Genomic DNA, 23,843 nt, shown 5'->3' on the forward strand with positions numbered 1-23,843 from the left:
CGATTTGGGGGCGGCGCGTTCTTTCGCAAGGGCTCGGGCGCAATCGCTTTTTCTATTGACCCGATAGACGGTGGGGTGAAAGGCGGACTCTCAACAGATGCCCGCGCATAAAAAAAGCCCGCCGTGAAGGCGGGCTGAATCGCTGTGCTCAGTACTAGCGGTTTCTGGAGAGAGGAGTTGCTCCTTATTCGACGTGCTCGCCGTGCAGCACGACGTCGAGACCTTCACGCTCTTCTTCTTCGGCCACGCGCAGGCCGATGACGAGGTCGATGATCTTCAGCAGGACGAAGCTGATGACACCGCTGTAGACGAGCGTGGTCAGCACGCCCTTCAGTTGCAGGATCACGCTGCCGTCGGCGCCGCCGATGTCCTTGACCGCGAAGACGCCGGTCAGAATCGCGCCGACGATCCCGCCGACACCGTGCACGCCGAAGCAATCGAGCGAATCGTCATAGCCGAGCTTGGACTTGAGCCAGGTAGCCGACCAGAAGCAGATCACGCCCGCCGCGATGCCGATGACGAATGCACCGGTCACCCCAACGTAGCCCGAAGCCGGCGTGATCGCCACAAGACCCGCCACGGCGCCCGATGCGATGCCGAGCGCGGACGGCTTACCCTTGGCCACCCATTCGGCAAACATCCACGCGAGCGCCGCCAGGGCCGTCGCGACTTGCGTCGTCAGCATCGCGAAGCCCGCGCGGCCGTCAGCCGCCACCGCAGAGCCCGCGTTGAAGCCGAACCAACCCACCCACAGCATCGCGGCGCCCATCAGCGTCAGCACGAGGTTGTGCGGCGCCATCGCCTCGCGGCCATAGCCCACGCGCTTGCCCAGCACGAGGGCGCACACGAGACCCGCGATACCGGCGTTGATGTGCACGACGGTGCCGCCCGCGAAGTCGAGGATGCCCGCCGCCGAAAGCCAGCCGGTCGGCTCCCACACCATGTGCGCGATCGGCGAGTAGACGATGATCGACCAGAGGCTCATGAACACGATCATCGCCGAGAACTTCATGCGGTCCGCGAACGCGCCCGTGATCAGCGCCGGCGTGATGATCGCGAACGTCATCTGATAGACGAAGTAGACCGTTTCCGGAATCGTCGTCGCCAGATGGCTCACCGTCAGCGTCGTCGCCTTGTCGCCCTTGATGTAGTTCATGCCGGCAAGGAAGAAGCGCGACAAGCCGCCGATGAACGCGTTGCCGGGCGTAAACGCGAGGCTGTAGCCGATGATGGTCCAGAGGACGGTCACGATGCAGGTGATCGCAAAGCTCTGCATGACCGTCGCAAGCACGTTCTTCTTGCGGACCATGCCGCCGTAAAAGAGCGCGAGGCCCGGAATCGTCATGAACAGAACGAGTGCCGTCGAGGTCAACATCCAGGCCGTGTCGCCCGAATTGATCTTCGACGAATCGACCGAGATCGGAGCGGTCGGCGCGGCGGGGGCGGCGTCGGAGGCCGCGGCGGCCGACGCGGGCGCCGCGGCGGAAGCAGCCGCCGCACCCGACGCATCGGCGCTCGGTGCTGAGGCGGTCGCGGCGGGTGCCGACGCGGCGGCGGCACTTGCCGCATCGTCCGCCAAGGCGGCGCTGACGCCGCCCGCAAGCAGCGTGGCGGCCATCGCCACGGACATCAGGAATTTGCGCATCTTTCGGTTTCCTCTTATCGCTAACTTTTTCGACTTACAGGGCGTCCGCGCCCGTTTCCCCAGTACGGATCCGAATCACCTGCTCGATCGGCGTCACGAAGATCTTTCCGTCGCCGATCTTGCCCGTGCGGGCAGCCCGTTCGATGGCTTCGATTGCCTGGTCGACGATGTCGTCCGACACGGCCGCCTCGATCTTCACCTTGGGCAGGAAGTCGACGACGTATTCGGCACCGCGATAAAGCTCGGTGTGCCCCTTCTGACGCCCGAACCCCTTCACTTCCGTCACGGTGATGCCCGAGACGCCGATCGCCGACAACGCTTCGCGCGCCTCATCCAGCTTGAACGGCTTGATGATTGCGGTAATGAGCTTCATGAAATCCTCTTTTCGTTGCGTGAACCCCGTTGCCATGCGGCGGAAAGTCTCGCAGGCGACGCCGTACGCCCGCCGACATCCGCGCGCCGCCGGTGCGGGCCGGATAGAGCAACTAGCGTGCCATCGGGCGCTACGGGCGACGGGACGCAGGTCTCGACGAGGCTGCCGCGGCGTCGGCCGAACGGCCAACGCCGGGCCGCCGCGCTGGCGCCGCCCATCGATCATTGCTAGAGTGTTCACACGGCCCACGACATGAATCGCGCACCAGCAGCGCTCATGTTCGCGAAGACGGCGCGGCGCGCGCACCAAAACCGATCATCGGTGCGTTGGATCGCGCCCTTTGACGACTAAATGCACGTTTTTTGTGCAATCAAGAGGAACCATCATGAAGCAACCGAACGATTTCTTTCAGGACTTCCAGGCGCGCATGAGCGATCTGCTCAAGCATTCGCCCGCGAAAGACGTCGAGCGCAACGTGAAGGCGATGCTGTCGCAGGGTTTCTCGAAGCTCGATCTCGTCACGCGCGAGGAATTCGACACGCAGACTCAGGTGCTGTTGCGCACGCGCACGCGCCTCGAAGAACTCGAGCGGCGCGTCGCCGAGCTCGAGCAGAAGCTCGCCACGGCGCAGGAATCTTGAGGCTCGTCGAACCGGCATCGTTGCGAAGCGAACCCTAAAGCACGTAAAGCCAGACCCGCGCTCGGCAAGCGAGCCATACAGTCAGTTCCGCCAGGGCCGTCCCGGCCCTCGTCATCGAAAAGGGCGGCGCGTTCCGCTGCCGCCCTCCCCCAGGAGAATCCATGTCGCTTGCCGTGGTGCGTTCGCGCGCGCCGGCTGCCGGCCGTGCGCCTGAAGTGACCGTCGAAGTTCATCTCGCCAACGGGCTGCCGTCGTTTCGGATCGCCATAGCCGGCAAGGTCGAGCGGAGATGGCTCAGGCAACGCTGAGCACCGCCGCGTACTAGACCTCGCCGAAGAGTTCTTCGAAGCCTTCCCTGCACAGCTGTAGCATCGCTTCAGGGTCCCGCTTGTCATCAGGAATCTCTGCCGCTTCGCGGATCACGTCGTTCATCTCCGAGAACAGCTCTCGCACGCCTTCGCGAACCGACTTTCGCTGGTTAGCACGCAGCGTGGCGTCCAGTTCCTTCCAGATTGGAACTAGATCACTCTCGATTGCTCCGTAGAAGATCTTGAGCGTGTCACTTATGTAGAGGACGTCCTGAGCGCGCTTTTTCCCTTCCCGTCTATCCCGGATCAAAAGCTTCTGGATCATGAAACTCACCGGGTTCGGCACGCGAAGATCGGCCACAGCCTCGTAAAGCCCGGACTCTTCTTTCGGGATGGTCACAAGCCAGGGTTTGAACAGAAGAACTTCTAGGAACCGAAGTTTTTGCGCGACGATGCCCGCGTGCAGTTCGGTCGCGTCCTCCTCCCATCCTCCCTTCCCGTCGCGCTTTTTCCCGCTACCGGTGAGCGGCGTAAGGAACTCAGCGTAAAACCCGTTTTCATCGCCACCCAGGTTGTAGCGCATCGCCGGCGGCCTGAAGCCGCCAGCAAGGTTCGGTTGTTCAGTGAAGCCAGCCCCTTCCAATGCCGCCTTGATATCGCCTTCGCGCAGCTCGCGCTTGTCGTATGCCACGTCCGCGTCCTGGGTGAAGATCGGCTTGTGGTCCGCCGTGTAAGCACGCGGCTCATAGCCATAGAGCCGGAATGCCCATCCGCCAACGAAGACAATCTGTGTGCGCCACGGCTCCAGGGTCATGGCAAGTCTGCTGAATTCCGCGAAGTCGCTCACATTTTTTCTCCCACTACTTTTGCCAGAACGCCGTGCTCGAGCTCGGCGGCCTGCTCCGCACCGCGCGTCGGTTCGGCGGAAACGTCAAGCCATGTCTGGATGATGTCGGACACCCAGACTCCATCACGCATGACGCGCCCGCGAAGCAGCGATTGCGGATACGGGTGCTGCTTCAGGATCAGATCCGGCCGTTCGCCCTCGCGCGCACGCTTCAGGCCCCGCCATCCTTCAGCCGCCGCGAGATCGAGCACCCAGAGGGCCGTTATCGCCCCATGAACGTGCCCTACGCGCAGAGCGTTGGCGGCCGCAAACTGGCCCAGCGTCGCCCCTTCTTCGCGCTTGAGCGTCTTTCGTAACTGCTGCTCCTCGGGCACGCCACCCGCGAGATATTTCATCGGCACGCCGACGGCCGGTTTCACGTACGCTGCCTTCCAACGTTGTGCAAGCTTGCGTCGCTGCACGATCCGCAGATGGGGCGCCAATTCGACCAAACCCTCTTCTTTCAGGGCATTGATGAGCCGGGTGGCGCTCATGACAGATACGCGAGCTTCCCGCGCAAGCTCGGTCGCCGTCATGTACGTCTTTCCCGGGGCACTTATCAGGCCCTCGCGCTTGATGTCGGCCGCCAGCAGGAGCTTGAGCATCCATTGGGCAAGGTCGGAGAAAACGAGCGTCGGCGGTGCCGAAGGGCTGCTGCGCCGCACGCTCGCCGGCTGCTCTTTGACCTCCAGTTCGGGGAAATCAGCGTACAGCGGCACGTCTGAGAGGATGGCGAACGGTTCACCGCTCCCATACTCCTTCTGGAAGTCAACGAGCTTTCTGATGAGAGCGCGCGATGCGACTCCCACCCAGAGGATCACAGCCGGGCGGGATCGGTCGTGCCGTCCGTTCGCGCGTGCGCGCGACTCGAGCAGAGCCTGCGAGAATAGCGGGATCGCGCGATCGGCACGCCCTTCGGTCAGCGCCTTCAATACGACGTGATACGTCTGGCCACGGGGGCTCGTCAGAATGAAATCCGCACCCTCCTCGCCCTGTTCAAGGACGTCCCATCCCTGGCTCTGGAAAAGCGCACGCACCGAGTGGTGCGCGAGGCGGTCAGCGGTTCCGGTTGCGAAGTGTAGGTCGCTCATATCACTTGGCCATGTTATTTCAGTTGGCCATGTTACTTGTGGGCTCGGTTCGAGGCAATCAAAAAGCTTTGGCACAAAAAGGAGTTCGGCTGGGTCACACGGAAATTTGGGCAACGTCTCGTGCGAGCACCCATTGTTCCGACACAAGCGGACAACCGTGCGACTACGGGTTCATCATGACAAGTTTCGAAAAAGCAGGCGCGCGCCCGCCCCACCAATGATCGGCTGAACGGCCAACGACGAGCATCCCCCCTAGTGGGGCGCCCTAGGCGTTGCTACAGTGCTCGCATCAATAGCGGGGCAACGCTGTGTGCAATGGACTTCCGTACCACTGCACTTCGACCATCCGCATCGATCCACTTGAATCAGTTCGCTCACGTTGGGGGCGCGTCAGTGCAAGGGCACCAAGTGCCCCGTTATCAAAGACTGCGTCGAACTCCTCGCCCACTATCCAGGAGAATCCATGTCGCTTGCCGTGGTGCGTTCGCGCGCGCCGGCTGCCGGCCGTGCGCCAGAAGTGACCGTCGAAGTTCATCTCGCCAACGGGCTGCCATCGTTTTCGATCGTCGGCTTGCCCGACCTCGAAGTGCGCGAAAGCCGCGAACGCGTGCGAGCCGCGCTGCAGAACTGCGGCTTCGATTTCCCCGTGCGGCGCATCACCGTCAATCTGGCGCCCGCCGATCTCCCCAAGGAATCGGGGCGGTTCGACTTGCCGATTGCGCTCGGCATTCTTGCCGCGAGCGGGCAGATCCCCGAGTCGTCGCTCGGCGAGCGCGAGTTCGCGGGCGAGCTGTCGCTGACGGGGGCTCTGCGCCCGATGCGCGGCGCGTTCGCGATGGCTTGCGGAACGGCGCGCCGCCATGGCTCAGGGCAAGCGTGGAGCGGTACGCGGGAGCGCGGCCGCGACGACGCGCAGTCCGATGAGCCGCCAGGCGATCATGCGCCGGAGCTCTATCTGCCGCTCGAGAGCGCTTACGAGGCCGCGCTGGTTCCCGGTGTCGACGTTTACGGCGCGGCCAATCTGCCGTCGCTTTGCGCGCACCTCGCGGGCGCAGCCGATGGCAGGCTCGAACCGCTCGCCGTCCCCAAGATCGATCGATCGGCGATGGCGGTCGCACCGGACATGGCCGACGTCATCGGCCAGCCTAGCGCGCGACGGGCGCTGGAGGTGGCCGCTGCCGGCGGACATCACATGTTGATGGTCGGTCCGCCCGGCGCCGGCAAATCGATGTTGGCGGCGCGTCTGCCGAGCTTGTTGCCGCCGATGAGCGACGAAGAGGCGTTGACTTCGGCGGCACTGCTCTCAGCCAGCGTGCTCGGCTTTTCGCCCGCCCAATGGCGGCAACGGCCGTTTCGCGCGCCGCATCATTCCTCGAGCGCGGCGGCGCTCGTCGGCGGCCGAAATCCGCCGCAACCGGGCGAGATCACGCTCGCGCATCTCGGCGTGCTGTTTCTCGACGAACTGCCCGAGTTCGACCGTCACGTGCTCGAAACGCTGCGCGAGCCGCTCGAAGCGGGTCGCATCACCATCTCGCGCGCGGCATTGCAGGCGGACTTTCCGGCGGCCTGTCAGCTCGTCGCCGCGATGAACCCATGTCCGTGCGGCTGGCGCGGCGACCCTGCCGGCCGATGCCGCTGCACGCCCGAAATCGCCGCACGCTATCTGCGTAAGCTCTCCGGTCCACTGCTCGATCGGATCGACATACAGATCGAGCTACCCGCCTTGACGGCAGCGGAGCTGTCGGCGCGCGCGGCCGAGCAAGGCGAATCGAGCGCGACGGTAGCGCGCCGCGTCGCGGCCGCGCGCACGCGGCAACAGGCGCGGCAAGGAAAGATGAACCGCGAGTTGAGCGGTCGCGAAGTCGATGAAGTCTGCCGGCCCGACGCCTCAGGCGAGCTGTTGCTGCGCGAAGCGAGCGAGCGGTTCGGCTGGTCGGCCCGCGCCTACTATCGCGTCCTCAAAGTGGCGCGATCGATCGCCGATCTGGCCGGCGACGAAGCGCCGAACGCGGCACACGTCGCCGAGGCGATTCAGTACCGGAGGGTGTTTGGCACGCCTTGATTAAAAAGCGCGCGGGAAGACTTATGCAAGCTCGGCGCTTGCTCTACAACTAGCCTGCGGCGAACTCAAGCGCGGAGCCAGTGCGACCGAGGCGGCACTGCACGCCGGTTTCGCCGATGCGGCACACTTCAGTGGTACGTGCCGGCGTATGCTAGGAACCACGCCAACGTCGATCGCCGCACGCGCGGCACGCGGCGAGCCGCGCAGCAGCCAAGCAATCCCAAATTCGGGCATAGACCTGCTCGAGGTTCATTGGGCCCGCTCCTCTACGCCGCCACGACAAGCGCCTCGCCTGCCGAAATGCGAATGACGCCTGCTTCCAATGTTTGACCGTCGCGATCCGCAAACGTCGATAGCAAGACCACGCCTGCTGGCGAAAGCACGGCGGCATTTTCGCTACCCATGTTCAGCGCGATGAAAAGCCGTTGATCGCGGTAGCACCGTTCATAAGTCAGCACATCGCCGTGCGCCGCGACGTTCTCGATCGTGCCCGCCAAGAGCGCGGCATTGCCGCGCCGCAACGCCAACAGCCGACGATAGAGCGACAGCATGCTGGATGCGTCACGCTCCTGTTCCCTCACGCTCGTGGTCGTGCCAATAGGTAACCAGGGCCGGCCAGTGGTAAAACCGCCATTGGGCAATGAGCTGTCCCATCGCATCGGAGTGCGCTCCGGATCACGCCCCTGGCCGAGGCCGGGTTGTCGAAGCTCCGCCGGGTCCCGAATCTCATCGGACGCGATATCCCCGTCTGTCATGCCGACTTCATCCCCGTAATACAGCGTCGGCGTACCGCGCAATGTCAGCAGCAGAACCGCGGCCACTCGCGCCTGCACCGTGCCGACGCGCGAAGCGACGCGCCGATTGTCGTGATTTCCCAGCACCCAGTTGGGCCACGCGTGCTCCGGTAAGGCGCGATCGTAATCCTTGATCACGCGAGCGATCTCGCTCGCCTTCCACGGCGTATTGAGCAGCTGAAAATTGAACGGCATGTCCGCGCCATCGCCGTTGGTGCCGTAGTACTTCACGAGTTGCGGGACGGGCAGGTAGATTTCGCCGATCAGCACGCGCTCGCCATACTCGCTAAGCGTGGCGCGCATCGAGCGTACGATGTCGTGCACTTCCGGCTGATCCTCGGTGTAAGTCTGTAATTGCCGGTGATGCTGCGGCTCCCCGGGCCGATAGGCTGGGTTCGGCGGATTGTCGCGAAACTGCGCGTCTTTGATCAGCAACCAGAGCACATCCACGCGAAAACCGTCGACACCGCGATCCAGCCAGAAACGCAGCACGTCATCCATTGCGCGGCGCACTTCCTGGTTGCGCCAGTTCAGGTCCGGTTGTTCCCGTAAAAACGCATGGTAGTAGTACTGCCCCGTGAGCTTGTCCCGCTCCCACGCTGAGCCCCCCATCCTGCTCAGCCAGTTGTTTGGCGGCCCGCCATCGGGCGCCGGATCGCGCCACAGGTACCAGTCGCGCTTCGGATTGTCACGCGACGACCGGCTTTCCTCGAACCAAGGATGCCGATCCGATGTGTGATTCGGCACGAAGTCCAGCAGCACCTTGAGCCCGAGCCGGTGGGCGTGGCCCACCAATTGCTCGAACTCGGCAAGCGTGCCGAACATCGGATCGATGTCACAGTAATTCGCGACGTCGTAACCAAAGTCGGCCATCGGCGATGGATAGATGGGTGCAATCCAGACCGCGGTGACGCCCAGGGCGGCGACATATTCCAGGCGTTTGAGGATCCCCGTCAGGTCGCCGACGCCGTCGCCGTTGCTATCCTGAAACGAGCGGGGATAAATCTCATAGATGACGGCACTTTTCCACCAAGCTCGCTCAGACATCGCTATTCCTCTCCGCGCTTGATCGTTTGGCACCCATGCTCAATGACCTTTGGTACAAGAACGCCATCATCTATTGCCTTTCGGTAGGTACGTTCCTGGACGCCAACGGCGACGGCGTCGGCGATTTCCAGGGGCTAATGCGCCGGCTCGACTACCTGCAGGGCCTGGGCGTGACGACGATCTGGCTGATGCCCTTCCAGCCATCGCCCGGGCGCGATAACGGCTACGACATTTCGGACTATTACAACGTCGATCCGAAATACGGCACGCTCGGCGACTTCACGGAATTCACGCACGCGTGCGACGAGCGCGGCTTGCGCGTGATCATCGATCTTGTGGTGAATCACACTTCCGACGAGCATCCATGGTTCAAGTCAGCACGTAGCGATCCCGGTTCGAAATACCGCGACTGGTACGTCTGGTCTGACAGGAAGCCGTCAAATGTGGATGACGGCGTGGTGTTTCCGGGTGTGCAGAAGTCGACATGGACTTTCGACAAGCACGCCAGGCGCTGGTACTTCCATCGCTTCTACAAGTTCCAACCGGACTTGGATACGGCCAATCCCTACGTTCACGCGGAGTTGCTGAAGATCATGGGCTTCTGGGTTCAGCTGGGCGTATCGGGGTTCCGCATGGATGCCGTGCCGTTCGTGATTGCGGCGAAGGGTGCGAAGGTGCGCGGGCATGTCGAGCAGTACGCGATGCTGCGCGCGTTTCGCGAGTTTTTGCAATGGCGCGAGGGCAATGTGATCGTCCTCGGGGAAGCGAATGTGCTCCCCGATACAGACTTCGAATACTTCGGCGACGCAGGCGAGCGGTTGCCGATGATGTTCAACTTCCAGCTCAATCAGAATACCTTTTACACACTAGCAACGGGCGACACCAAGCCGCTGAAGAAAGCGCTGCTGGCGACGAAGCCAAGGCCGGCAACGGCCCAATGGGGCGTGTTTCTGCGCAATCACGACGAGCTCGATCTAGGCCGCCTGACACCCGAAGCGCGCGAGGCAGTATTCGCCGCGTTCGCCCCGGAGCCGGACATGCAGCTATACGGGCGCGGCATTCGCCGCAGACTCGCGCCGATGCTGTCGGGCGACAGGCGCCGGCTCGAACTCGCCTACAGCCTAATGCTGACCTTGCCGGGCACGCCCGTCATCCGTTACGGCGATGAGATCGGCATGGGCGATGATCTTCGTCGCCCCGAGCGCGAATGCACGCGCACGCCGATGCAGTGGTCGGCGGAGCCCCACGGCGGGTTCACCAAACATCCTAAGCCGCCCGTCCCCGCGATCTCCGGCGGTGCCTATGGTTTCGAGCGCGTCAACGTGGCTAACCAGCGGCGCGATCCGGATTCGTTTCTCAACTGGACGGAACGGCTCATCCGCATGCGCCGCGAAATGCCGGAAATCAGTTGGGGCGATTTCGAAGCGCTGCGCACATCGCGAAACGATGTGCTTGCACTACGTTACGACTGGCGTAACAGCTCGGTTCTGTGCGTGCATAACTTCGGCGCCAAGACGTGCACAGTCAAATTCCACTCCGGCTGCAATGGGCCGGGCGACGAGCGGCTGATCAACGTTTTGTCGGACGACCACAGTCAGGCTGGCGGTGACGGCCGGCATACGGTCGTGCTCGAGCCTTACGGATACAGGTGGTACCGAGTCGGCGGTCTCGATTATCTGCTGAGGCGCGCTGAGATTTAGATCGCGGATCTGGCCGGCGACGAAGCGCCGAACGCGGCACACGTCGCCGAGGCGATTCAGTACCGGAGGGTGTTTGGCACGCCTTGATTAAAAAGCGCGCGGGAAGACTTATGCACAGCTCGGCGCTTGCGAATACCGGACAGTCGTTTGAAGACGTCGCCTTAGAAAGGCACAGCAACTCGCTGAATTTAGAGATATTTTCGCGCCGAGAGACAAATCGGCGATCGAGCGCTAGCCATGTTGGGGGCCACCCTCTGAGAAGATCCCCGATCTTTTCAACAAAGTTATCCACATCATCTGTGGATAGACATGGAAAGCCCTAAAGAATCGCTGCGTTAGCGCTCCTTGTTGCGAAGGAACTTTGAATTGGCAAAACTGTCGTCCGCCGTTCTCTCTGCACCGCTGAGCATGGCCCGCATGCCTCGCCCGAGCCCCCCGAAATCGCCGCTCAGAATACCTTGAACGATCCGAAGAACTGGTCCGACTGTTCGGGCGGCGGCGCCCTGTCTGCCGCAATGACAGCCTGATAGACGTGCCTGCCGCGCGCCACGAGCCACGCGTGAAGCATCTTGTGCTCATGCTCGTCGCCGGCCGTGCCGCTCAAAGCGATTTCGAGCGCCGGCACCTGCCCGCCCGCGGCCAGCGGCACGCCAATGGCGCGCGCGTTGGGCGGCACGCCGAGATTGCGCGCCAGCCCAGTGCGAAGGTAATCGAGCACCGTGCGCTGCAGCTGCGGATCGTCGCTCGGCAAGACGATCGTGCCCACGGCGAACACAGCGCCCTTCAAGTGCGCCGCTCGCATGTGCATCGGCAGCGATTGGCCCGCGATATCTATCGAGCGTTCGTCTTCCGTCGGCTTGGCCGGGAGATCGATAGCGTAACCGTCCGAGTTGTCGGTGATCGTGCGCCAATCGTAAGTCGGTGAGCAGCCCGTCAGCACGGCGGCAGTCAGCGCCGCGCCGGCGGCTAGACGCCACCATGGCAAGCCCGGCCCGCGCGCCGCGCTGGAGGATCGGGCGAATTCGTTGGATTCCAGTCGGAGCTGAATCGTTCGGCGCGGCGAGCGGGGCGCCGATCGGAGGGCGAAGCGCATGCGGAACATCGAAGCCAGGTCAAGAAGAAGCGGAGGGCGAGCCGGCGACGGATACCTATCGCCGTGCCGGATAAACTTCGATTATCCGCTATCGCGAGGCGCGGCCGCGCGGAACAGCCGATCCACGAAGCGGTGCGCGGAACACCGGACGCAAAACCCAAAGTCCTCACATCGACCGCGGATCCGCGCGGCACCGGACATAACGGCATGATTCACGCCGGGCGCAGCGCCCGCCCCGGCTCCACCGATTCCCGAATGGCGCTAAAATTGCAGCGCTATTTTCGCACCGTCTGCCTTCGAGGTCGCCCATGAGCCAGACCCCTGCTTCTCCCGCACGCCGCGGGAGCCCGTTCCGCTCTCTCGCGCTGGCGCTTGGCGCATGCGCAATCGCCGTAGCCGGCTATTTCACGTTCGGTACGTCGCAGCACGTGCCCGATGCCACGTTCACGCTGTTGTCGGGCCAGAAGGTCTCCACGGCCGATCTGAAGGGCAAGGTCTACCTCGTCAACTTTTGGGCGACGAGCTGCACGACCTGCATGCACGAAATGCCGCAGATGGTCGAGACCTACAATCGTTTCAAGAATAAAGGACTGGAGTTCGTCGCCGTCGCGATGAATTACGATGCGCCGATGTACGTGGCGAACTACGCACAGACTCGCCAGTTGCCATTCAAAGTGGCCATGGACGACGGCAGCGCGGCGAAAGAGTTCGGCAACGTGCAGTTGACGCCCACGACGTTCGTCATCGACAAGAACGGCACGATCCTCAAGCGCTATGTCGGCGAGCCGCAGTTCGCCGAGCTCGACAAACTTTTGCAAAAGGCGCTCGGCGCCTGAGCTGGCTCGGCGCGCGACGCGCCGGCCGCAGAAATTCGGCGACGCCGCGCCGCCTCGCGCTTTCGCTGCGCGGCCGTGCTTGCCGCCCCCCTGAAGCCGCTTTATTCAGGTCTCCTTTCCGCCGCCGTCGCTGCGCTCGGCCAAGCCGTATCGCTTGATCTTCTCGTAGAGCGTCGCCTTGCCGATTTGCAGCCGGTCCGCGGCGATCGCCACGGCACCGCTCGTCTGCTCGAGCGCATCTGTAATCGCCGCGCGCTCGAATCGCTCGACACGCTCTTTCAGCGACAGCGCCGCGCCCGCGTCTTCTTCTACGAGACTCCCGCCGATGGGCGCTTGCGGATCGGCAATGCCGAGCACGAATCGCTCGGCCGCATTACGCAGCTCCCGCACGTTGCCCGGCCAGTCGCGCTCCATGAGACGTTGCCGCTGGCGCTCCGTCAGCACGGGCGCGGGCCTTTCATAGCGAACGGCGGCGTCGAGCACGAAATGCTCGAAGAGCGGCACGATATCCTCGCGCCGCTCCGAGATCGGCGGCAACGCGATCGTCACCACGTTGAGCCGATAGAGCAGATCGCGCCGGAACGTTCCGGCGGCGACATGCTCGGCCATATCGCCCTTCGCTGCGGCCACGACGCGGCAGTCGACGCGGATCGGTTGGTTCGAGCCGAGCCGTTCGAGCACGCCGTCTTGCAGCACACGCAGCAGCTTCACTTGGAGCGAGAGCGGCATGCTCTCGATTTCGTCGAGAAACAGCGTGCCGCCCGATGCGTACTCGAGCTTGCCGATGCGGCGTTTCGCCGCACCCGTGAATGCGCCCGGCTCGTAGCCGAACATCTCCGATTCGAACATCGGCTCGGGCAGCGCCGCGCAATTGACGGCGACGAACGGTTTCGCGCGGCGCGGCGAAAGCTCGTGCAGGCTGCGCGCGATCAACTCCTTGCCTGCCCCGGTATCGCCGTTGATGAGCACCGATGCGTCGGTCGGCGCCACTTTGGCGATGAGTCCGCGGACCTGCTCGATAGCGGCGCTGCGGCCGATGATGCGCGGCACGAGCGCATCGCGCTCGGCCAGCTCTCGCCGCAACGCGACGTTCTCGAGCACGAGGCGCCGCCGCTCGAGTGCGCGGCGCACGGTCTCGATGAGGCGCTCGGAGGCAAACGGTTTTTCGACGAAGTCATACGCACCGTCGCGCATCGCCTGGACGGCCATCGAAATGTCGCCGTGTCCGGTAACGAGAATGACCGGCACATCGGGCACGCGCTCGCGGCAAAACTCGAGCAGATCGAGGCCGCTCGCCCCGGGCAGCCGGATGTCGCTGACGATCACGCCAGGCGGCGTCGCCGCCGCGTCGAGCGCGGGTCGAGCCGCCTCGACGGACGCGTAGCCTGCAACGTCGAATCCGGCAAGCTGCAGACTCTGGACGCTCGCGCGCCGAACGAGCTCGTCGTCCTCGATGAAGATCACTTGAAGGCTGTCGGTCGCCGTTGCTGAGGCTTTCATGGCCGGTTCCGCGTCGGGAAATGAGGGATGTCGAATCGTCGAGCGTGGCATGCGCTAATGCGACGAAGTCTCGGACGGCGCGCTCGTCACGATGGCGCGCCGCAACGTGAGCACGAACGCCGCGCCGCCTTCGGGCAGATTGCGCGCGACGAGCGAGCCGCCGCAGTCGCGCGCGATCGACGATGCGATCGCCAGCCCCAGACCCAGGCCCTGCCCCATGCCCTTCGTCGTGAAGAAGGGCTCGAAAAGCCGCGGCAGGACATCGTCCGGAATGCCGGGCCCATTGTCGCGCACCGTGATCGAGAACGTCGCAAGCGTTGCATCGACGTCGATCCCGATGCGCGGGTCGGCCGCGCCCACCACCGCATCGAGCGCATTGCCGATCAGGTTGATGAGCGCCTGCTCGAGACGCAGATCGTCGCAATAGGCGACGAGCGCGGGATGCTCGGCATCGAGTTCCAGCCGCTTGCGCGGCGCGTCGGCCGAGCCGTCGGCCTCACGCAGGGTGAGATCGAGCGCGACGCCCTGAAATCGCTTTTGCAGCACGTTCAGCGCGTTGCGAACCGCGCGCGCCACGGGCGCTTTCGCCGTGCGCGGCTGCGCGCGTCCGACGAAAAGCTTGAGCTGGTTCGTGATCTTGCCCATGCGCTCGGTGAGCGCCGAGATCGCCTCGAGGTTTTCGCGCGCCGCTGTCTGGTCGCCGCGCTCGAGCAGCACGCGCGTGTTGTCCGAGAATGCGCGCAACGCGGCGAGCGGCTGGTTGAGCTCGTGTGTGATGCCGGCCGCCATCTGACCGAGCGCGGCAAGCTTGCTCGTCTGCACGAGCTCGTCATGCGCCGCGCGCAGCTCGTTTTCGGCGCGCGTGCGCTCGCTGACTTCCGTTTGCAGACGCGCATTGGCCGCTGAGAGATCGGCGGTCCGCTCGGCCACGCGCTCGTTCAGCTCGGCATAGGCAGCCTGCAGCATGGCGCGGCTGCGCATCATTTCGCGCACGCGCGCGCGCCGCGTCCGCCAGTAAAACCCGAGCAGGCAGAGCGAGACGAATCCGAAGCCGGCGGCGGCCGTCGCATTGCGCGCGTCGTCGAGAACAGGGGTGACCGAGGAAAGCGTGATCAGCTGCCAGTCCGGCGTGCCGAGCGTGCGCCGCGTCACCAGGTAGTGCGGCCCGAACCGCTCGTCGCCGATGCGGACGATCTGGGCGTCGTCGACCCGCCGCACGATCGAGAACGGCAACTGGGTCATCGGCTGGCTCGCATACTGGCGCGTTTTCTCGATCGCCGCCGCAAGCGAAGCCGGCAGCGGCGCGAGGGCGCGATATTTCCAGGCCGACACCGAGGATAGGAAGATGACGCCGTGGTTGTCGGCGACGATGAGCGGCTCGCTCGCGTCGGTACCCGGAAACCATTCCAGGTTCAACTTGATGACAGCCGCGCCGACGATCCGCCCATCGCGGTGCACCGGCTCCGACAGGTAGTAGCCGGGCTCGCGTGAAACGGTGCCGATGCCGAAGAAACGGCCGACCTCGCCTTTCATCGCATCGACGAAATACGGCCGGAACTGGTAGTTGGAGCCGACGAAGCTATCGCTCTGGTCCCAGTTGCTGGCGGCGACGCACAGACCGTCGGCGCGGATCACATAAGTGACGTTGGCCTGCGCGTGACGGTTGGCATCCTGGAGATAGCGGTTGGCGCGCGTCGCGTTTTCGGGCGTCGAGTGCTCGAGCGCGTCCTTCACGAGCGGATGATTCGCGAGCAGATAGGCCAGCGATTCGTAGCGATCGAGCGTGTCCTTGAGCGCGCTCGCCGTGCGGTCCGCGCGCACGGCCGCTTGCTGTCGCAGCGCATCGACGCCGCGCTCCCAGGCGATGCGCCAGGTCAGCGCGCAAACCGCCGAAAGCGCCACGGCGAGCAGGAAGACGACGGTGAAGCGACGCATCACGGTGGCCGATTCCAGCAATGACAAAGGCCCATTGTGGCATAGCGGCGCGATGGTGCCGCCGTCCCCGCCTGCCCGGAGTTGCCCGTCGTCCTGCTCCCTCGACGCGGGCGTGGCGCCGCTGCCGCGAACGATCCGTGAAGGCAAGCGCCCCGGCAGCGACTCTACAACCAACGTCAGACGCGTGCCGCTTCGGTTTCCGCGATAGCGGCCTCGCCACGCAGCGTGCGCGTGAGCTTGGCGCGATCGAGCTCCTTCTCCCACGCCGAGACGACCACGGCGGCAACGCCGTTGCCGACGATGTTCGTGAGGGCGCGGCATTCGCTCATGAAGCGGTCGATACCCAGGATGAGGACCATGCCGGCGAGCGGGATCGTCGGCACGACGGCGAGCGTGGCGGCGAGCGTGATGAAACCCGCGCCCGTCACGCCGCTGGCGCCCTTCGAGGTCAGCATCGCCACGGCGATCAGCGTCAGCTGCTGCGTGAGCGTGAGGTCAGTGTTCGTCGCTTGCGCGATGAAGAGCACGGCCATCGTCATGTAGATGTTCGTGCCATCGAGGTTGAACGAGTAGCCGGTCGGCACGACGAGGCCAACGACCGAGCGCGAGCAGCCGAGCTTCTCGAGCTTTTCCATCAGTTGCGGCAAAGCGGCCTCCGACGAGCTCGTGCCGAGCACGATCAGCATCTCTTCCTTGATGTAGCTGACGAAGCGCACGATGTTGAAGCCGACGAGGCGGGCAATCGTGCCGAGCACGACGAGCACGAACACGATCGACGTCAGATAGAACGTGCCGATCAGCTTCAGCAGCGGCAGGAGCGAGCCGATGCCGTACTTGCCGATCGTGAACGCCATCGCGCCGAACGCGCCGATCGGCGCGAGCTTCGTGACGATGCGCACGATGCCGAAGAGGACATGCGAGAGGCTCTCGATGAAGTTCGTCACGGGCTTGCCGCGCTCGCCGATCGTCGCGAGCACGCTGCCGAAGAGCAGTGCGATGACGAGGATCTGCAGGATTTCGCCTTGCGCGAACGCGTCGACGAACGTCTTCGGTATCAGGTGCATGAAGAAGTCGACGACGCTTTGGCCGTGCGCCTTCTCCGCGTACGAGGCGACGGCTTTGCCGTCGAGCGACGCGACATCGACGTTGAAGCCGGCGCCCGGCTTGAGCAAGTGCGTGGAGATGAGGCCAAGCAAGAGCGCGAACGTCGATACGATTTCGAAGTAAAGCAGCGCCTTGCCGCCCACCCGCCCTACCTTCTTCATGTCCTCCATCCCCGCGATGCCGGTGACCACGGTACAGAAGATGATCGGGCCGATCACCATCTTGACGAGGTTGATGAACGCGTCGCCGAGCGGCTTCATGTCGATCGCGAGATTTTTCGCGTAGTGCCCGAGCACGACGCCGGCGATGATCGCGGCGATCACCTGCACATAGAGGATTCGATAGAACGGTTTCTTGAGGCGGGGCATCGGATGTCTCCTTGCTCTTGACTAATGGTCCGAGCGAAAGGGGAGTCGCTCGGCTGTGGGGTCGTCAATTGCAAGGTCGATGCCAACGCGTGGCACGCCTCAACGTCTTGAATCTAAAGGAAAAGAAACCGCACGCTCGAGCGCGCGATCCGGTTTTCCGGATTTCACCGCAAAACAGAATCCGGAAATCCGGACAACCTCGAGCGCATGAGCGCTATCAGACAACGCCCGCCTCGTGCGCCTGCACATCGGCGTGGTAGCTCGAACGCACCATCGCGCCGACGGCCGCGTGCGTGAAGCCCATCTTGTACGCCTCGTCCTCGTACATCTTGAACGTATCGGGGTGGACGTAGGCCCGCACCGGCAGGTGATGCTCGGACGGTTGCAGGTACTGGCCGATCGTCAGCATGTCGACATCGTGCGCGCGCAGATCGCGCATCACCTGCAAGATCTCTTCTTCGGTTTCGCCGAGGCCCACCATCAGCCCGGATTTCGTCGCCACCTCGGGATGCAGCGCCTTGAAGTCCTTCAAGAGCTTCAGCGAATGAGCGTAGTCGGAACCCGGCCGCGCTTCCTTGTAAAGGCGCGGCACGGTTTCGAGGTTGTGGTTCATCACGTCGGGCGGTGCGCTCGTCAAAATCGAGAGCGCGCGATCGAGCCGGCCGCGGAAGTCCGGCGTGAGAATTTCGATGCGCGTCGCAGGCGAAAGCTCGCGCACCTTGCGAATGCACTCGACGAAGTGCGCGGCGCCGCCGTCGCGCAGATCGTCTCGATCGACGCTCGTGATCACCACGTACTTGAGCTTGAGCGCTGCGATCGTGCGCGCGAGGTTCAGCGGCTCTTCCTGATCGAGCGGATCGGGACGGCCGTGGCCCACGTCGCAAAACGGGCAGCGCCGCGTGCACTTGTCGCCCATGATCATGAACGTCGCGGTGCCCTTGCCGAAACACTCGCCGATGTTCGGACAGCTCGCCTCTTCGCAGACGGTGTGCAGGTTGTGCTCGCGCAGAATCTGCTTGATTTCGGAGAAGCGCGAGCTGCCCGTCGCCGCCTTCACGCGAATCCATTCGGGCTTCTTGAGTTTCTCGATCGGCACGATCTTGATCGGAATCCGCGCCGTCTTGGCCTGGGACTTCTGCTTGGCCGTCGCGTCGTAGGCGGTCTGGGGCGCGTCGGCGCTCGAAGCGGCCGGCCCGTTCGGGTGGGCGGTAACGTCAGTCATTCGGTAGTCCATTCTTTGGGCGATGCGCGACGGCGCTATCGAGGTTCGCGGCAAGACGCGCCGCCAGGGTTCGGGCCGCATCGTCCCAGCCGGCAGCGGCGCCGAGCGTCGCCATATCGACTGTTTCGAGCCCTGCATAGCCGCATGGATTGATCGCGAGAAACGGCTGCAAATCCATCTTCACGTTCAGACTCACGCCGTGGTAGCTGCATCCGTTGCGAATCTTGAGGCCGAGCGCCGCGATCTTCGCGCCCGCGTGCGCACCGGCCGTGGGCCCGGGCGCGACATAGATGCCGGGAGCGCCATCACGGCGCTCGCCGGCAAGATTATACGCCGCCAACGTCTCGATCACGGCCTCCTCGATCAGCGTGACGAGTTGGCGCACGAGCAGACCGCGCCGCCGCAGGCTCACCAGTAAATAGGCGACGACCTGACCGGGACCGTGGTAGGTGATCTGGCCGCCCCGATCGACTTTGACGAGCGGAATCGCGGAATCGGCGGCCAGCAGATGCGCGGGGTTGCCGGCCTGGCCGAGCGTGAAGACGGGCGGATGCTCGACGAGCCAGATCTCGTCCACGGTATCCGCGGTGCGCGCCTCGGTGAATTCGCGCATCGCGGCGAAGCTCACTTCATACGATTCGACGCCGCGCCAGACCAGTTCGAGGTCCGGCGCGAGCCGCTCGCGCAAAGGGAGGCCGGAAAGCGGCGCGGAAAGCCCTGAGACGGGCGCCGCCGCGTCGGACGATGCGATTGGCGCGGCGAGCGGTTCGGAGAGCGGAACGGCAGACATGATGCCGGCAGTTTACCGGAATCGGACGGGCGGCGCCGATGCCGGGCGGGGCCGGCGCACGGCGCCACCGAGGCGACTACCGGCGGCAACAGCTCGCTACGGCCCGCCGCAACGCCTCGCATGGCGGCTCTGCCGAGCGTCCGTCAAACCGTCCGCCAGCCGCCGCGCCAGCGCATACCGAACAGATCCCCCAGCGCGGCAAGCGCACCCCGCAGGCGCTCGCCGGCCAGGAGCGGGCCGTGAAACGCCACACGTGCCGGCCCGTCACCATCGACGCTGAGCCAAAGCCGCTCGCCGCGCCGCAAGGTCAGCGACGACCCCGGCAGTACCCAATAATCCTCGACATCGTTGCTGCGCGACACCCAGACTGATGCGCCTTCGACATTGAGGCGCGTGCTGTGCGCAATCATCACGGGAATCGTCTCACCCCGCTCGATCTCGAACGTGACGCTTGAAGAAATCTCTCTCATGATCGCCTCCACCCAACGTGCCTTCGATGGCTAGAATCCTAGGCGTGGTAACGTTCGGCGTAAAACGATCAATTCTCACGCGTATGTGAGGTGAATTCACAATGGACCTGAGGAAGCTGCCTGCTCTCAACGCGCTGCGCACGTTCGAGGCCGCCGCCCGGTACGAGAGCTTTTCGCGCGCGGCCGACGAGCTCTTCGTTACGCACGGCGCGGTCAGTCATCAAATGCGCGCGCTCGAGGAGGAACTCGGCGTCGCGCTTTTCGTGCGTACCGGTAAGCGCGTCCGGCTGACGGACGCCGGCAACCGTTATGCGAAGTCGGTGCGCGCCGCGCTGATGACGCTCGCGGACGCGACACGCGACGTACGAAGCGGCGAGCGCACGCGGCGTCTCGTCGTCTCCTCGTCGCCGTCGTTTTCAGCCCGCTGGATCACGCCCCGCATCGGCAGCTTCATGGACCGCCATCCCGAGGTCGATCTCGATTTGCTCTCGACGAACGCGCTCGCCGATTTTTCGCGCGACGACGTCGACGTGGCAATCCGCTATGGCCGCGGCAACTATCCGGACCTCCACGTCGAGCTGTTGCTCGATGAAGTGGCGTTCCCGGTCTGTTCACCGACGTTCAACGGCGGGCAACTGCCGAAGACGCCCGCGGACCTCCTGCACGTCCCGCTTTTGCGCTCCGACACCGACCTCTGGCGGCCCTGGTTCGAAGCCGCCGGATTGCCCGATGCCACGGAACCGCGGCGCGGCGTGCTCTTCGACGATTCGTCGAATCTTTTGCTTGCGGCAGGAGATGGCCAGGGCGTCGCGCTCGCGCGTAGCTCGATCGTCATGCAGGAACTCGTGGCGGGACGCCTCGTGCGCCTCTTCGATGTCGAAGCGGCGTCCCCCTGGAGCTATTACTTCGTCTGCCCGCCACCGCTCTTGACGAGCGCACGCGTGCAGGCGTTCCGCGCGTGGATCTTCGAAGAGGTCAAGCGCTTTCGCGCCGTCTACGAGCAAACGTGCGGCGGCGTGAGAAGCGGCGTGAACGAAAGCGGTCCGCTCGCGCCAGCCGCCGTCAAAGGACGACCTTCACCATCGGATGTCCGGTGAGCGCCCGATAGATGTCGTCGAGCTGCTCGCGACTGACGGCGCGCACGGTCACCGTCAGGCCGACATAGTTGCCGCCGCTCGACGGCCGCGTCTCCACCCGCGTCGCATCGAAGCTCGCGTCGAACTGACGCACGACGGACGCGACGGTGTCGGCGAAATCCGGATGCGCCTTGCCCATCACCTTGATCGGAAAGTCGCACGGAAATTCGAACAGCGATTCGTTGACCGGGCTCATCGGCTTCACTCCCACCCTTGCACCATCACTTCTTCTTGCTGAACATCAGCATCAGCGAGTCCCAGATCCGTCCGCCGATGCCGGCTTGCGGCACCGGCTGCAGCGCGACGATCGGGACCTGCGCGAGCGTCTTCCCATCGGCCGCGATCTGTACCGCCCCCACTTGCTGACCATCGGCGATCGGCGCGATCAGCGGCGAATTCAGCGTGACTTGCGGCTTCACTTTGTCACCCATGCCGCGCGGCACGGTAACGTACTGGTCGCTCTTCACGCCGACGGGCACGCTGTCGGCCACGCCTTTGTAGACACGCGGGGTCTGCACCGGCTGATTCGCCTTGAAGAGGCGCACGGTGTCGTACGCGCTGTAGCCGTAGTTCAACAGCTTCATGCTGTCCTGTACGCGCTCATGCTCCTTTTGCTCGCCCATGACCACGGCGACGATGCGGCGCGATGCATCGGCCACGCCCGGCAGCGGGCGCTTCGCCGTCGCGATCAGGCAGTAGCCGGCCGCCTCGGTATGCCCCGTCTTCAGGCCGTCGACGGTCGGATCGAGCCAGAGCAGGCGGTTGCGGTTCGGCTGCTTGATCTTGTTATAGGTGAATTCCTTGACCGAGAAGATGCTGTAGTACTCGGGAAAGTCGCGAATGAGGCGCGCCGAAAGCGTGGCGAGATCGCCCGCCGTCGTGTAGTGCTGCGGATCGGGCATGCCGTTCACGTCGGCATAGTGCGTCCCTTTCATGCCGAGCTTCTGAGCTTCGGCATTCATCATCTCGACGAAATGCGATTCGCTTCCGCCCACGAGCTCGGCGAGCGCGATTGCCGCGTCGTTGCCCGACTGCACGATCATGCCGTAGACGAGATCGTGCACGGTCACGGGCTTCTCGGCTTCGATGAACATCCGCGATTCGTCGTTGCGAACGCGGCGCACGGCCAGGCTCGGCGTCACGACCTGGTCCATCGAGATCTTCTTGGTCTGCAGCGCCTCGAAGACGAGATAGGCCGTCATCAGCTTCGTGAGCGAGGCGGGCTCGACGCGTTCGTCGGCATTGCCGGAAGCCAGCACCTGATTGGCCGTCGCGTCGATCAGCACCCACGAGCGCGCCGTCACGGCCGGCGGGGGCACCTGGGCCGACGCGCGCGGCGCGTAAGCCGCGGCACCGGCCGCGAGCGTCGCGGCGACGAGAACGCTCACGGGCGCGCCGCGCGCAATCGATTGCGGGATGAACGACGAAGCGAACGACGAGATCGACGGAATCGATGGCGCCGACGAAGGGCCGAAGAAGGAAGAGCGCATAGGGTCAGTTCGTGCGAAAGAGAGCATGCGCGCATGGCGCGCGGCGGAAAGAGGCGGCCGGGCCAAAGCGAGCGGCGCCGCGACTCGCGGAAAACGATCGGAATGCGGTAGCGGCGAAGCAGCGATTGGACACAGGCGAATGCGACCGGTTCACGCAAACGGCCTCGACGGGGCGACGCTCGCGCAAAAAAATTGCGCCCATTATACGCGGCGCAGTGCTTCGAAATCGCGTTTTATGAGGACCTGTATGCGCAAATCGATGCACCGCGCGCGACGAGCCGCCGCGATCGTGCGCTTTTTTTCGCGCACGGCGCCGCGACTCACCGCCAGGCGTCGACGACGATGCGCTTCAGCAGATGCAGCTTGCGATGCAGAAAATGCTCGGCGCCCGGGATGACCACGACGGGCAACTCCTGCGGCCGCGCCCACTCGAGGGCCGCCGCGAGCGGGACCGTGTCGTCGATTTCGCCGTGAATGACGAGCGTGTTGTCGGGCACGGGCGCGACGTCCCAGCGGCTCGCCGCCGTGCCGACAAAAACCATGCGCTCGATCGCCTCGCCCGCCTCGCGCAGCGCCGCCGCGACGTGCGAGAGCACGACGGTGCCGAACGAAAAGCCCGCGAGCACGAGCGGAGCATCGCTTTGACCCGGCTGCGCGCGCATGTGAGCGATCACGGCGCGCAGGTCGTCGCGCTCGCCGATGCCGTTGTCGTGTTCGCCTTCGGTCTGCCCCACGCCGCGGAAGTTCGAGCGATACGTGACGTAGCCGAGCTGCACGAGCGTGCGCGCGAGCGTGACCGCGACCTTGTTGTCCATCGTGCCGCCGAAGAGCGGATGCGGGTGCGCGACGAGCGCGATGCCGCGCGACGCGCCGTCGGGCCGATCGAGCGCGACCTCGATCTTGCCGACGGGCCCGTCGATCAGGAATCGTTGCGTTTGGGCGTTCATGCCGGACGTTTTCTCTCGATGCTCGCGGTCGATCAGCGATCGATCAGCAGACGCTCGACGATCTTGCCGTTGGCAAGGTGCGATTCGACGATTTCGTCGATGTCCGATTCGTCGATGTACGTGTACCAGGTGCCTTCGGGATAGACGACGACGGTCGGGCCCTGCTCGCAGCGATCGAGGCAGCCGGACTTGTTGATCCGAACCTTGCCGGGACCGGCGAGGCCGAGCTGCTTCACGCGCTTTTTCGCGTATTCCTGCATCGCCTCGGCGTTGCAGTTCGCGCAACTCGGACGATCGGCGTCGGGAGCGCGTTTGTTCAGGCAGAAAAAGACGTGGTATTTGAAGAAGGAATCCATAATCTCGTGGCAATGAAAGGGGCGCCGATGAGCCGGCCGATTATAGCGAG

21 protein-coding genes and 2 pseudogenes are annotated in these 23,843 nt (G+C 64.3%); 7 read left to right on the top strand and 16 right to left on the bottom strand.

All coding sequences use genetic code 11. The features are described from left to right. Window positions 1–184 precede the first annotated feature (184 nt). Together C9I57_RS06540 and C9I57_RS06545 are read right to left on the bottom strand one after the other, a co-directional pair. A complete protein-coding gene (locus C9I57_RS06540) occupies window positions 185–1,645 on the bottom strand; it encodes an ammonium transporter (RefSeq protein ID WP_107149838.1) in 1,461 nt (486 codons plus the stop codon). Between the two features lie 34 nt (window positions 1,646–1,679). Continuing rightward, window positions 1,680–2,018 carry a P-II family nitrogen regulator gene (locus C9I57_RS06545; RefSeq protein ID WP_020566534.1) on the bottom strand — a complete coding sequence of 113 codons (339 nt, stop codon included), beginning with the start codon at window positions 2,016–2,018 and terminating at the stop codon, window positions 1,680–1,682. A gap of 385 nt (window positions 2,019–2,403) precedes the next feature. Here C9I57_RS06545 and C9I57_RS06550 point away from each other — a divergent pair, with 385 nt between their 5' ends. Next, on the top strand, window positions 2,404–2,658 hold the full coding sequence (locus C9I57_RS06550; RefSeq protein WP_107149839.1) for an accessory factor UbiK family protein: 255 nt from the start codon (window positions 2,404–2,406) through the stop codon (window positions 2,656–2,658). 161 nt (window positions 2,659–2,819) lie between these two features. Beyond that, a pseudogene (locus C9I57_RS06555) lies at window positions 2,820–2,963 on the top strand (magnesium chelatase domain-containing protein); the annotation flags it as partial. Window positions 2,964–2,979: 16 nt separating this feature from the next. Here the strand turns inward: C9I57_RS06555 and C9I57_RS06560 are convergent. Further along, window positions 2,980–3,813 (bottom strand): GSU2403 family nucleotidyltransferase fold protein, encoded by an 834-nt coding sequence (locus tag C9I57_RS06560; RefSeq protein ID WP_107149840.1) that lies wholly within the window; start codon window positions 3,811–3,813, stop codon window positions 2,980–2,982. After that, the gene (locus C9I57_RS06565; protein ID WP_107149841.1) at window positions 3,810–4,943 is read right to left on the bottom strand and encodes a helix-turn-helix domain-containing protein; all 1,134 of its coding nucleotides are present in this window, start codon (window positions 4,941–4,943) and stop codon (window positions 3,810–3,812) included. The genes C9I57_RS06560 and C9I57_RS06565 overlap by 4 nt, the downstream gene beginning before the upstream one ends. Window positions 4,944–5,406: 463 nt before the next feature. Here C9I57_RS06565 and C9I57_RS06570 point away from each other — a divergent pair, with 463 nt between their 5' ends. Continuing rightward, entirely contained in the window at window positions 5,407–7,005 is a 1,599-nt protein-coding gene (locus C9I57_RS06570) for a YifB family Mg chelatase-like AAA ATPase (RefSeq protein WP_107149842.1), read from the top strand. 49 nt (window positions 7,006–7,054) lie between these two features. Beyond that, window positions 7,055–7,315 (top strand): annotated as a pseudogene (locus C9I57_RS33670) (hypothetical protein); the annotation flags it as partial. On the opposite strand, the gene C9I57_RS06580 reads toward C9I57_RS33670, so the two are convergent. Then, on the bottom strand, window positions 7,272–8,846 hold the full coding sequence (locus tag C9I57_RS06580; RefSeq protein WP_107149843.1) for an alpha-amylase family glycosyl hydrolase: 1,575 nt from the start codon (window positions 8,844–8,846) through the stop codon (window positions 7,272–7,274). The pseudogene C9I57_RS33670 and the gene C9I57_RS06580 sit on opposite strands and share 44 nt — an antisense overlap. Before the next feature lie 35 nt (window positions 8,847–8,881). On the opposite strand from C9I57_RS06580, the gene C9I57_RS06585 reads away from it, so the two are divergent. Further along, the gene (locus tag C9I57_RS06585) at window positions 8,882–10,546 is read left to right on the top strand and encodes an alpha-amylase family protein (RefSeq protein ID WP_107149844.1); all 1,665 of its coding nucleotides are present in this window, start codon (window positions 8,882–8,884) and stop codon (window positions 10,544–10,546) included. A gap of 448 nt (window positions 10,547–10,994) precedes the next feature. Here the strand turns inward: C9I57_RS06585 and C9I57_RS06590 are convergent, their stop codons facing one another. Then, complete coding sequence (locus C9I57_RS06590; protein WP_107149845.1) at window positions 10,995–11,639, bottom strand: hypothetical protein; 645 nt, start codon at window positions 11,637–11,639, stop codon at window positions 10,995–10,997. Window positions 11,640–11,947: 308 nt separating this feature from the next. Between C9I57_RS06590 and C9I57_RS06595 the strand changes: the two genes are divergently transcribed. Beyond that, complete coding sequence (locus tag C9I57_RS06595) at window positions 11,948–12,475, top strand: TlpA disulfide reductase family protein (protein WP_107149846.1); 528 nt, start codon at window positions 11,948–11,950, stop codon at window positions 12,473–12,475. Between the two features lie 105 nt (window positions 12,476–12,580). Here C9I57_RS06595 and C9I57_RS06600 read toward each other — a convergent pair whose 3' ends face one another. From C9I57_RS06600 to C9I57_RS06625, 6 genes are all read right to left on the bottom strand, one after another. Then, window positions 12,581–13,975, bottom strand: a complete 1,395-nt coding sequence (locus C9I57_RS06600; protein ID WP_107150163.1) for a sigma-54-dependent transcriptional regulator — start codon at window positions 13,973–13,975, stop codon at window positions 12,581–12,583. Window positions 13,976–14,029: 54 nt separating this feature from the next. After that, window positions 14,030–15,910 (bottom strand): sensor histidine kinase, encoded by a 1,881-nt coding sequence (locus C9I57_RS06605; RefSeq protein WP_258187553.1) that lies wholly within the window; start codon window positions 15,908–15,910, stop codon window positions 14,030–14,032. A gap of 176 nt (window positions 15,911–16,086) precedes the next feature. Continuing rightward, window positions 16,087–17,382, bottom strand: coding sequence for a dicarboxylate/amino acid:cation symporter (locus C9I57_RS06610; RefSeq protein ID WP_107149848.1), 1,296 nt, complete (start codon window positions 17,380–17,382; stop codon window positions 16,087–16,089). A 217-nt stretch (window positions 17,383–17,599) separates the two neighbouring features. Continuing rightward, complete coding sequence (gene lipA, locus C9I57_RS06615; protein ID WP_107149849.1) at window positions 17,600–18,604, bottom strand: lipoyl synthase; 1,005 nt, start codon at window positions 18,602–18,604, stop codon at window positions 17,600–17,602. Then, window positions 18,597–19,394: a lipoyl(octanoyl) transferase LipB gene (gene lipB / locus C9I57_RS06620; RefSeq protein WP_181321746.1), complete on the bottom strand. Its 798-nt coding sequence runs from the start codon at window positions 19,392–19,394 to the stop codon at window positions 18,597–18,599. The genes lipA and lipB overlap by 8 nt, the downstream gene beginning before the upstream one ends. A 143-nt stretch (window positions 19,395–19,537) precedes the next feature. Beyond that, entirely contained in the window at window positions 19,538–19,864 is a 327-nt protein-coding gene (locus C9I57_RS06625; RefSeq protein ID WP_107150165.1) for a DUF2917 domain-containing protein, read from the bottom strand. A gap of 101 nt (window positions 19,865–19,965) precedes the next feature. On the opposite strand from C9I57_RS06625, the gene C9I57_RS06630 reads away from it, so the two are divergent. Continuing rightward, window positions 19,966–20,961, top strand: coding sequence for a transcriptional regulator GcvA (locus C9I57_RS06630; protein WP_107149850.1), 996 nt, complete (start codon window positions 19,966–19,968; stop codon window positions 20,959–20,961). Here C9I57_RS06630 and C9I57_RS06635 read toward each other — a convergent pair. From C9I57_RS06635 to C9I57_RS06655, 4 genes are all read right to left on the bottom strand, one after another. Continuing rightward, window positions 20,927–21,196, bottom strand: a complete 270-nt coding sequence (locus C9I57_RS06635; RefSeq protein ID WP_107149851.1) for a DUF493 family protein — start codon at window positions 21,194–21,196, stop codon at window positions 20,927–20,929. The genes C9I57_RS06630 and C9I57_RS06635 overlap by 35 nt on opposite strands. Before the next feature lie 25 nt (window positions 21,197–21,221). Continuing rightward, window positions 21,222–22,490 (bottom strand): D-alanyl-D-alanine carboxypeptidase family protein, encoded by a 1,269-nt coding sequence (locus C9I57_RS06640; protein WP_107149852.1) that lies wholly within the window; start codon window positions 22,488–22,490, stop codon window positions 21,222–21,224. Window positions 22,491–22,810: 320 nt separating this feature from the next. Further along, window positions 22,811–23,437 (bottom strand): alpha/beta hydrolase, encoded by a 627-nt coding sequence (locus C9I57_RS06650; protein ID WP_107149854.1) that lies wholly within the window; start codon window positions 23,435–23,437, stop codon window positions 22,811–22,813. A gap of 32 nt (window positions 23,438–23,469) precedes the next feature. Then, on the bottom strand, window positions 23,470–23,793 hold the full coding sequence (locus C9I57_RS06655; protein ID WP_107149855.1) for a (2Fe-2S) ferredoxin domain-containing protein: 324 nt from the start codon (window positions 23,791–23,793) through the stop codon (window positions 23,470–23,472). Between the last annotated feature and the right edge of the window lie 50 nt (window positions 23,794–23,843).

Source organism: Trinickia symbiotica (assembly GCF_003028655.1).
In the GTDB taxonomy this organism is placed as follows: Bacteria; Pseudomonadota; Gammaproteobacteria; order Burkholderiales; family Burkholderiaceae; genus Trinickia; species Trinickia symbiotica_A.

Excerpts from the sequence above, each read along its gene's own strand:
- C9I57_RS06540 (WP_107149838.1), bottom strand. The coding sequence starts at position 1,645 with ATGCGCAAATTCCTGATGTCCGTGGCGATGGCCGCCACGCTGCTTGCG.
- C9I57_RS06545 (WP_020566534.1), bottom strand. The coding sequence starts at position 2,018 with ATGAAGCTCATTACCGCAATCATCAAGCCGTTCAAGCTGGATGAGGCG.
- C9I57_RS06550 (WP_107149839.1), top strand. The coding sequence starts at position 2,404 with ATGAAGCAACCGAACGATTTCTTTCAGGACTTCCAGGCGCGCATGAGC.
- C9I57_RS06565 (WP_107149841.1), bottom strand. The coding sequence starts at position 4,943 with ATGAGCGACCTACACTTCGCAACCGGAACCGCTGACCGCCTCGCGCAC.
- C9I57_RS06570 (WP_107149842.1), top strand. The coding sequence starts at position 5,407 with ATGTCGCTTGCCGTGGTGCGTTCGCGCGCGCCGGCTGCCGGCCGTGCG.
- C9I57_RS06580 (WP_107149843.1), bottom strand. The coding sequence starts at position 8,846 with ATGTCTGAGCGAGCTTGGTGGAAAAGTGCCGTCATCTATGAGATTTAT.
- C9I57_RS06585 (WP_107149844.1), top strand. The coding sequence starts at position 8,882 with ATGCTCAATGACCTTTGGTACAAGAACGCCATCATCTATTGCCTTTCG.
- C9I57_RS06590 (WP_107149845.1), bottom strand. The coding sequence starts at position 11,639 with ATGCGCTTCGCCCTCCGATCGGCGCCCCGCTCGCCGCGCCGAACGATT.
- C9I57_RS06595 (WP_107149846.1), top strand. The coding sequence starts at position 11,948 with ATGAGCCAGACCCCTGCTTCTCCCGCACGCCGCGGGAGCCCGTTCCGC.
- C9I57_RS06600 (WP_107150163.1), bottom strand. The coding sequence starts at position 13,975 with ATGAAAGCCTCAGCAACGGCGACCGACAGCCTTCAAGTGATCTTCATC.
- C9I57_RS06605 (WP_258187553.1), bottom strand. The coding sequence starts at position 15,910 with ATGCGTCGCTTCACCGTCGTCTTCCTGCTCGCCGTGGCGCTTTCGGCG.
- C9I57_RS06610 (WP_107149848.1), bottom strand. The coding sequence starts at position 17,382 with ATGCCCCGCCTCAAGAAACCGTTCTATCGAATCCTCTATGTGCAGGTG.
- lipA (WP_107149849.1), bottom strand. The coding sequence starts at position 18,604 with ATGACTGACGTTACCGCCCACCCGAACGGGCCGGCCGCTTCGAGCGCC.
- lipB (WP_181321746.1), bottom strand. The coding sequence starts at position 19,394 with ATGTCTGCCGTTCCGCTCTCCGAACCGCTCGCCGCGCCAATCGCATCG.
- C9I57_RS06625 (WP_107150165.1), bottom strand. The coding sequence starts at position 19,864 with ATGAGAGAGATTTCTTCAAGCGTCACGTTCGAGATCGAGCGGGGTGAG.
- C9I57_RS06630 (WP_107149850.1), top strand. The coding sequence starts at position 19,966 with ATGGACCTGAGGAAGCTGCCTGCTCTCAACGCGCTGCGCACGTTCGAG.
- C9I57_RS06635 (WP_107149851.1), bottom strand. The coding sequence starts at position 21,196 with ATGAGCCCGGTCAACGAATCGCTGTTCGAATTTCCGTGCGACTTTCCG.
- C9I57_RS06640 (WP_107149852.1), bottom strand. The coding sequence starts at position 22,490 with ATGCGCTCTTCCTTCTTCGGCCCTTCGTCGGCGCCATCGATTCCGTCG.
- C9I57_RS06650 (WP_107149854.1), bottom strand. The coding sequence starts at position 23,437 with ATGAACGCCCAAACGCAACGATTCCTGATCGACGGGCCCGTCGGCAAG.
- C9I57_RS06655 (WP_107149855.1), bottom strand. The coding sequence starts at position 23,793 with ATGGATTCCTTCTTCAAATACCACGTCTTTTTCTGCCTGAACAAACGC.